Source organism: Alkanindiges illinoisensis (assembly GCF_004377485.1).
Taxonomy (GTDB): Bacteria; Pseudomonadota; Gammaproteobacteria; order Pseudomonadales; family Moraxellaceae; genus Alkanindiges; species Alkanindiges illinoisensis_A.
Genome location: NZ_SNTY01000068.1, coordinates 1 through 1,356, shown reverse-complemented (window position 1 = coordinate 1,356; position 1,356 = coordinate 1). Strand labels below are relative to the sequence as shown.

Annotated in this window: 1 rRNA gene; it reads left to right on the top strand. The window is 49.7% G+C overall.

The features are described 5' to 3' along the window. Positions 1–224: 224 nt before the first annotated feature. Positions 225–1,356: ribosomal RNA gene (locus E2B99_RS12790) — 16S ribosomal RNA — on the top strand; the annotation flags it as partial.

The window sequence follows — 1,356 nt, the reverse complement described above, 5'->3', positions numbered from 1 at the left end:
CAACACTGACGAGGTGTTGTGAATTTACCAAGAGATTGGTGGATTGATTCATTAAAAGATTGTAAAGAACAACTTGTGTGGATTTTTACTGGTTTTTGGCGATGATAAATTATCATTGATTTGAACTGGTGAGAATTTCTCGAAGTTTATTTGAGCGAATTTTTAGCAAGTATTCGATTAATGAGCCAGATTTGGTGTCTTAGATTAAAGGCACAATTGATATTAAACTGAAGAGTTTGATCATGGCTCAGATTGAACGCTGGCGGCAGGCTTAACACATGCAAGTCGAGCGGAGTGATGGTGCTTGCACCATCACTTAGCGGCGAACGGGTGAGTAATGCCTAGGAATCTGCCCATTAGCGGGGGACAACGTGTGGAAACGCACGCTAATACCGCATACGCCCTACGGGGGAAAGCAGGGGACTCTTTGAGCCTTGCACTAATGGATGAGCCTAGGTCAGATTAGCTAGTTGGTGGGGTAAAGGCCTACCAAGGCGACGATCTGTAGCGGGTCTGAGAGGATGATCCGCCACACTGGAACTGAGACACGGTCCAGACTCCTACGGGAGGCAGCAGTGGGGAATATTGGACAATGGGCGCAAGCCTGATCCAGCCATGCCGCGTGTGTGAAGAAGGCCTTTTGGTTGTAAAGCACTTTAAGCGGGGAGGAGGCTAACCTGGTTAATACCTGGGATTAGTGGACGTTACCCGCAGAATAAGCACCGGCTAACTCTGTGCCAGCAGCCGCGGTAATACAGAGGGTGCGAGCGTTAATCGGAATTACTGGGCGTAAAGCGCGCGTAGGCGGTTTGTTAAGTCGGATGTGAAATCCCCGGGCTCAACCTGGGAATTGCATTCGATACTGGCAAGCTAGAGTATGGGAGAGGAAGGTAGAATTCCAGGTGTAGCGGTGAAATGCGTAGAGATCTGGAGGAATACCGATGGCGAAGGCAGCCTTCTGGCCTAATACTGACGCTGAGGTGCGAAAGCATGGGGAGCAAACAGGATTAGATACCCTGGTAGTCCATGCCGTAAACGATGTCAACTAGCCGTTGGGGGATTTGATCCTTTAGTGGCGCAGCTAACGCGATAAGTTGACCGCCTGGGGAGTACGGTCGCAAGACTAAAACTCAAATGAATTGACGGGGGCCCGCACAAGCGGTGGAGCATGTGGTTTAATTCGATGCAACGCGAAGAACCTTACCTGGTCTTGACATAGTGAGAATCTTTCAGAGATGAGAGAGTGCCTTCGGGAATTCACATACAGGTGCTGCATGGCTGTCGTCAGCTCGTGTCGTGAGATGTTGGGTTAAGTCCCGCAACGAGCGCAACCCTTTTCCTTATTTGCCAGCACTT